The following is a 7,207-nucleotide window of genomic DNA, read 5'->3' as shown; positions in this document are numbered from 1 at the left end:
GAACACAGTAGTTAAGCTCTCCAGCGCCCATGGTAGTTGGGGCTCACGCCCCTGCAAGAGTAGGACGCTGCCAGGCACTTATAAAATCCAGTTATAAAGTTTTTAAAACTTTATAACTGGATTTTTTTATATACCACAAGAACAAGGAAAATAACGTCTTTTACTAGCACTTTTAACATAAATCATATATTGTTATATTAACTGATTAAATATAGGTGGTGGCATATGAAATCATTATATGAACAAATATACGAATCAATAAAGCAGGATATAGTATCTGCAAAATATAAAGTTGGTGATCAGGTCCCGTCTGAAAAGGAGTTATCGGAATATTTTAATGTAAGCACAATCACAACTAAAAAGGCATTGGAAAAGTTAACAAATGAGGGCTATGTTTACCGTAAACGAGGAAAAGGAACATTCGTATCAAAAAATACGCTTGATATGGGTAATGTGAAAAATAATGTGAAAATGAAAAAACCTTTGTTTGGTTTGGTTCTCACTACTTTTGATGATAGCTTTGGAAATAAGCTAATTGCAAGCATTGAGGAAGCATCCCATGATAATTGTTGTATAATTTTAAGGCGTTCTTTAAGTATTCCAAATAGGGAAGACAAGGTCATCAAAGAATTACTAGAATACGGCATTGACGGACTTATCATATCTCCTGCAAAAGCCGAACATTACAGCCTTGAAATACTTAAAATGGTTGTTAATCAATTTCCGTTAGTTTTAATTGATAGATCCTTTAAAGGATTAGCCACAACCTCAGTTTCCACAGATAATAAACAAGCAGCTAAAAAGGGGATAAATCATTTATTAGATTTAGGGCATGAAAATATAGGGATTTTAATACCGAAGGATAATGGTACCACAACCATAGAAGATCGTATTAAAGGTATTGTGGAAGCCATTGCAGATAGAAAAATGATTGTAAATCATGATTTATGGTGTTCAGAGATAAAAAGTCCATACCCCACCCATGAGGATACGAAAAAGGATATAGAAGTGATCAAGAATCATATTAAAAACAACCCAGAAATTACAGCATTATTCGCACTGGAATATAATATTGCTGTATTAGCAAAACAAGCAGTGGAACAGTTGGGCTTAAAGATACCAGAGGATATATCGATTCTCTGTTTTGATAGTCCACCTAGGAATGCTTTAGAGTGGAATTTCACACATTTACAACAAAACGAAGAAGAGATTGGTCAACTAGCGTTAAGTAATTTGTTAGAAATGTATAATGGAAACTTCTCCATAGATGATATTCGTGTATCAGCACATTTGGTAGAAGGAAATACAACAGTAAAAAACAATGTGACTAGTGGTCATTTGAATGTTTAATAAAGGAAAAACTCATGCTGTTTTGTGGACACATTCCATCGAAACAGCTTTTTTATTAGCGTTTATATATTATATTATTATATTAATTGTCGAATAAAATATATTGACATATAATATATTATCAATTATATTAAATGCAAGCGCATACATATGATGTTGTGGAAAGAAGGCATGTTTATTCATTTAAAAGGGAAGGGAAGTGGGAGTAATGAATAATGCCGGGATTAGTACGACAAATCTAACTAAAAAAAAGAAGAAAAGTATATGGCGAAGAATATGGCAGCATCGTTTATATTATCTGTTCATGCTTCCAGGCATAATTTGGTTTATTATTTTTTCGTATATCCCTATGTACGGTTTAACGGTAGCCTTTAAAGATTTTAATTTTATAGGCGGAATTACAGGCAGTCCTTGGGCTGGGTTGAAATATTTTAAGGAATTTTTTAATTTTTATCAATCATGGGAAATTATTCGCAATACATTAACAATTAGTGTTATGAAGTTAGTGATAGGTTTCCCAATGCCAATTATCCTTGCGTTGTTATTAAATGAAGTAAAATTAATGAAATTTAAAAAGACTGTACAGACTATCTCCTATTTACCTCACTTTATATCTTGGGTCGTTGTCGTGACTATTTTACAACGAATGCTTACTCCATATGGTGGCCCAATAAATGAAATGATAGCTTCTTTAGGTTTCGACAAAATTCAATTCCTAGGCAATCTTGAATATTTTTATCAAGTCGTTATACTCTCGGACATTTGGAAAACAGTAGGTTTTGGAGCCATTATCTATTTAGCTGCAATTTCAGGAGTGGATCAACAATTATATGAATCAGCTAAAATGGATGGTGCTAATAGATTTAGACAAATGTGGCATATTACGATCCCTTCGATACGTCCAGTAATGGTCATTATGTTCTTGCTAGCATGTGGAAGTATCATGACCGTAGGATATGAACAATTATTACTATTAAATACTCCATCAACTGCTTCCATCGGAACGGTGTTAGATGTATATGTAATCCAATCAGGCTTAGAGCAAGGGAGGTTAAGTTATGCCACAGCAGTAGGTTTATTTCAAGGGATCATCGGTGTCATTCTAATTATAGTAGCCAATAGCATTAGCAAGAAAGTAAATGAAACATCATTATGGTAAAGGAGGTTCATATCGTAATGAAAAAAAAGTGGTCGATTTTTTCGGTATTTAATTATTTGTTTCTCGCCATCTTCGCTTTTACAACCTTATATCCGTTTATTTATATCCTTGCTTATTCTTTAAGTGACGGCGTTGAAGCAATGAATTACCCTATTTATTTTCTGCCGAGAGGATTCACATTTGAAAATTATATACAGATATTTAAAGATAGTACATTTTTAAATGCATATGTCATTACAATACTTCGGACCGTAATTGGTACGATCTTGCATGTCGTTTTATCAGCACTATTTGCCTATGCTTTAACAAGGAAGAATCTGCCTGGGAAAACCTTTTTCACCTTTTTTATTTTTATACCTTCTATATTTAGTGGTGGAATGATACCAAACTTTATACTTTATCGGGAATTAGGATTGATTAATAATTTTTGGGTCTTTGTTTTTCCCTTTTTGTTTAGTTTCTTCCATATCATTATTATGCGAACCTTTTTTCAACAGCTTCCGAGCTCCTTAGAAGAATCAGCACAAATAGATGGAGCTAGTAACTTTAGGGTATTTGTGAGCATTATTCTGCCGTTGTCTATGCCGGTGCTTGCTACTATTGCCTTGTTTCAAGGAGTTTTTCATTGGAATGATTGGTTTACAGGAACCTACTTTGTGACGGAAGAATCATTAAGACCCGTGCAAACACTTCTAAATGAATTATTAACGGAATCTGAGGCGTTAGCAAATGCAGCCCAAAGAGCTTCACAAACAGGCACAACCGTATCAACTGGGATGATTTCGGTAACACCTGAATCATTACGGATGGCGACATTGATCGTTGCCACATTACCTATTATTTGTGTGTATCCATTTTTACAAAAGTATTTTGTTAAAGGCGTTATGGTTGGTTCTATCAAGGGGTAATATTTGTTTGATTAAATAGAATTTTGGAGGGATTTCCATGAACCGAGCAATGATCAGATCGTTTATAGCTTTCCTTGTTTTTATCCTATTCACCTTGTTAGTAGCTTGTAGTGAAGAGAGTAGTAGTTCAGAAGATGGGGATACAGTGACATTAAAGGTTTTGCATAATTGGAATGGCTCAGGGGCAAATGCTCCAGAAGATCCAATGAATCCTGTTGCAGAAAAGATATTAGAAGAAACAGGAGTGAAGCTAGACTTTGAGTACACAAATGGTAGTGAAGTGGATAAGTTAACACAGGTCTTGGCAACTGGAGAGTTCCCGGATGTCTATATTGGTCCGGCATGGGGAAAGGAAGCGGAAATGTTACTAGAAGCGGCAAATGATGGACTTTTGCATGATTTAACACCATATATAGAAAAGTACCCAAACTTAGCGGAAGTTGTAAAAGAGGAAAATATGTCCACCTCTTTATATAACGATATTATTAGTCAGCAGGAAGGCGGTCAATTTATGCTTCACTCTATGTATCCTGCTACAGAAGCAGATATAGAGGATTGGCTGTATGGGCTGTATGTTCATAAAGACATTGCAAAGGAGGTTGGAATAGATCCAGGCTCTGTAAAAACACCAGAGGATTTATATAACTTTTTGAAAGCGGTAAAAGAGGGCGAGTTTCAAGCAAGTGGTAATCTTGTTTTCCCATTAGGTGCATATGACAATGGATGGCCATTGGATATTACCTCTGAAATGTTTGTACCTGTAGCAGGAGCTGGCAGTTGGTTTATCGATGAGGAGGGAAATGCAAGGTATAACTTTATGACGGAGGAATATGAAGAATGGATTCTGTATATGAGAAGGTTAATGAGTGAAGGATTACTTGATCCGGAAGTCTACTCACATACTGGAACCATTGCAAGAGAAAAGGTTTCTCAAGGGAGATATGCCGTCATACCAAACCAATTCCCGGGTCTTTGGAATGACACGAAGCAGGGAGGTATAGAAGAAAAATATGTGCCATTGGGACCACTAGAAGACTTTAGTGGAGATCGTTATCGGACAGAGTTTAATGTTCAAGGTAGTCAGTTAATCGCTATTTTTGCCGATGCATCTGAGGAAAAATTGGATGCTTTCGTTAAGTTATTTGATTATTTATCAAGTGATGAAGGTTTTCTTCTAACTAAGTTCGGCATTGAAGGGGTACATTACGATTTAGTGGATGGAAAAGTAGTTGCTAAGGAAGAGATGGTAGAGAAAATTAATGATGGAACATTTAAGAATGAAGGAATTAATCATTATATCGCATTCTCAGGATTAGATCGGGAGGACTCACTTGGTGGTGGACCATTTGGTCATCAATTTGATAAGCAGTATGAGGTAAAGCAAGAATTTATCAAAATTAGAAGGAAAGATGGTATACAGCCAATTACAGGAATTGATCCATATTCCGTATTACAGAACCACCCGAATTTTGAGCAGATAGAACCAGTAACGGTTGTAATGGGTGATGTGGTTCAACAGGCAATTCATGCAGGCTCTGATGAGGAGGCACTCAATATTATTAATGAAACTCGTGACGCATTAATAGAGGCTGGAATTGAAGAAGTGGCAGATGAAATCACCAAGCAAGCACAAAGTGGAACAGAATTTATGCGTTATCGAACTTCAAACTAAGTTTCTTATGAACTAGAGGTCCCCTTGTTGATAACTGAGGGGGCTTCCACCTAACAAACGATAATACGAGAATGGATGTGACATAATGACATTTACACTTAGACCTCCTGCTGTGCCTCTAGTAACTGTAGATCCTTATTTTAATGTATGGAGTAGTAATGATCATCTTTTCGATGATCACACACATCATTGGACATTTCAGCAAGGCGGAACTGCTGGTATCCATGGAATGATGGGAATGATCCGTATTGATGGAAAAGCATGGCGATTTATGGGGAAGCTTCCTCAAACTGAACATGGAGAAGAGCAAGACTATTTACAGCAAGTTGCTCTAACCGTCGATCCATTAAATACGATCTATACTTTTGAAGGTGCAGGGATAACACTTCAAGTAGAATTTATGACCCCGCTTTTACTAGATAATCTAGATATTCTATCGCGACCTGCGTCTTATATAACATTTGACGTCTGGTCGAATGATGGTAATCTACATGATGTTCAAATTTACTTTGATGTGACAGGAGAATGGTGTGTCCATGAACCCACCCAACAAGTGAACTGGTCACGAGTAAATCTAGGAGGACGTTTCGAAAGTATGAAAATGGGTTCCTTGGATCAGCCTATTTTAGGACGCAAAGGTGATGATACACGCATTGACTGGGGTTATCTTCATTTAGTAGTTTCTGACACTTACTATGGAGAAACAGTCATTCATTCGATGGATATCCGAAGAACATGGATGGAGCAAGGGTCACTACCTAAAAAGGATGATACACAAATGCCACGCAGTGTAGAGGGAGATTGCCCAGTAATGGCAGCCGTACTGGATTTTGGAATGGTGACATCAGAAAAGAAATCGGACTTCTTAGTTCTGGCATATGATGATATCGTTTCCATCGAATACTTCCATCAACAGCTTCCTGGATATTGGAAGAGAGATGGTCTAACGATGGGTCAAATGTTGCTATTGGCCATAAGGGAGTATCCAACTATCAAAAAAGCTTGTGCTAGATTTAACAAAAAATTAAAGGAAAAGGCAACGAAGCTTGGAGGCGATAAATATCGAGATATGGTGTCTCTAGCATACCGTCAGGCAATTGCTGCCCATAAGCTAGTTCTTGATGAAAAAGGTGATTTGTTATTTTTATCTAAGGAAAACAACAGTAACGGCTGTATAGGAACAGTCGATATCAGTTACCCATCCGCCCCATTATTTTTACTTTATAACCCAGCATTAGTCAAGGGGATGATGCGCCCGATTTTCTGTTATGCACGATCAGATGAATGGCCGTTTGATTTTGCTCCACATGATGTCGGGACATATCCGATTGCTAATGGTCAGGTATATGGGGAGAATGCCGTTGAGAACCAAATGCCGATTGAAGAATGTGGCAACATCCTCATTATGATGACAGCAGTTTGTCTAGCGGAAGGAAAAACGCAATTTGCGGAAGAAAATTGGGATTTACTAACACAATGGGCAAAATACCTCCGAAGAAACGGACTGGACCCAGGACATCAGCTTTGTACAGATGACTTTGCAGGCCATTTGGCCCATAATGCGAATCTTTCTATTAAAGCAATTATAGGGGTAGGTAGTTATGGAATTCTGTGTGGATTGCTAGGAAAGGCGGAAGAAAAGGAGGATTACCTACATCATGCACAGCTGATGGCAAGGGAATGGGAAGAGATGGCAGATGATAACGATCATTTTAAATTGACATTTGATCAGTCTGGAACTTGGAGCCTCAAATATAACCTCATTTGGGATAATCTGTTCTCTCTGAATTTATTCTCCGATGAAGTAAAGCAAAAAGAAGTAAATTATTATCTCGCAAGGAAGAATCGCTATGGAACCCCTTTGGATAGTCGCCAAACGTATACGAAAGCCGATTGGTTAGTTTGGGCAGCGGCATTAGCTGAACGGGAAGAGGATAGACTTTCCCTAATAGAACCGCTTTGGCACTTTTTAAATGAGACCGAGGATCGTGTTCCATTTACAGATTGGTATGATACAAAAACAGCGAAACGACTAAATTTTAAGAACCGCTCTGTTGTCGGAGGATTATTTATCTTACTGCTCACAAGGGATTGGATTAAAAATTAACGTTTTTTCGG

General features: G+C 37.2%; 5 protein-coding genes. All 5 read left to right on the top strand.

Annotated elements, in window-relative coordinates; genetic code table 11:
* Window positions 1–225: 225 nt before the first annotated feature.
* The 5 genes from DLJ74_RS15660 to DLJ74_RS15640 all read left to right on the top strand — a co-directional run bounded on the left by DLJ74_RS15660 (window position 226) and on the right by DLJ74_RS15640 (window position 7,196).
* Window positions 226–1,350: a GntR family transcriptional regulator gene (locus DLJ74_RS15660; RefSeq protein WP_109985155.1), complete on the top strand. Its 1,125-nt coding sequence runs from the start codon at window positions 226–228 to the stop codon at window positions 1,348–1,350.
* Between the two features lie 208 nt (window positions 1,351–1,558).
* Complete coding sequence (locus tag DLJ74_RS15655) at window positions 1,559–2,509, top strand: ABC transporter permease (RefSeq protein ID WP_054861140.1); 951 nt, start codon at window positions 1,559–1,561, stop codon at window positions 2,507–2,509.
* A gap of 17 nt (window positions 2,510–2,526) precedes the next feature.
* Entirely contained in the window at window positions 2,527–3,417 is an 891-nt protein-coding gene (locus DLJ74_RS15650) for a carbohydrate ABC transporter permease (protein WP_109985154.1), read from the top strand.
* 37 nt (window positions 3,418–3,454) lie between these two features.
* Window positions 3,455–5,089, top strand: coding sequence for an extracellular solute-binding protein (locus tag DLJ74_RS15645; RefSeq protein ID WP_109985153.1), 1,635 nt, complete (start codon window positions 3,455–3,457; stop codon window positions 5,087–5,089).
* An 85-nt stretch (window positions 5,090–5,174) separates the two neighbouring features.
* A complete protein-coding gene (locus DLJ74_RS15640) occupies window positions 5,175–7,196 on the top strand; it encodes a glutaminase family protein (protein ID WP_109985152.1) in 2,022 nt (673 codons plus the stop codon).
* Window positions 7,197–7,207: the final 11 nt, after the last annotated feature.

The organism is Gracilibacillus dipsosauri, assembly GCF_003176895.1.
Taxonomy (GTDB): domain Bacteria; phylum Bacillota; class Bacilli; order Bacillales; family Amphibacillaceae; genus Gracilibacillus; species Gracilibacillus dipsosauri.
Note: the sequence above shows the minus strand (reverse complement) of the source record. Positions and strands in the feature narration are given on the sequence as shown.

What these genes read in the sequence shown, in the direction of transcription:
- DLJ74_RS15660 (WP_109985155.1), top strand. Translation starts at nt 226, where the DNA reads ATGAAATCATTATATGAACAAATATACGAATCAATAAAGCAGGATATA.
- DLJ74_RS15655 (WP_054861140.1), top strand. Translation starts at nt 1,559, where the DNA reads ATGAATAATGCCGGGATTAGTACGACAAATCTAACTAAAAAAAAGAAG.
- DLJ74_RS15650 (WP_109985154.1), top strand. Translation starts at nt 2,527, where the DNA reads ATGAAAAAAAAGTGGTCGATTTTTTCGGTATTTAATTATTTGTTTCTC.
- DLJ74_RS15645 (WP_109985153.1), top strand. Translation starts at nt 3,455, where the DNA reads ATGAACCGAGCAATGATCAGATCGTTTATAGCTTTCCTTGTTTTTATC.
- DLJ74_RS15640 (WP_109985152.1), top strand. Translation starts at nt 5,175, where the DNA reads ATGACATTTACACTTAGACCTCCTGCTGTGCCTCTAGTAACTGTAGAT.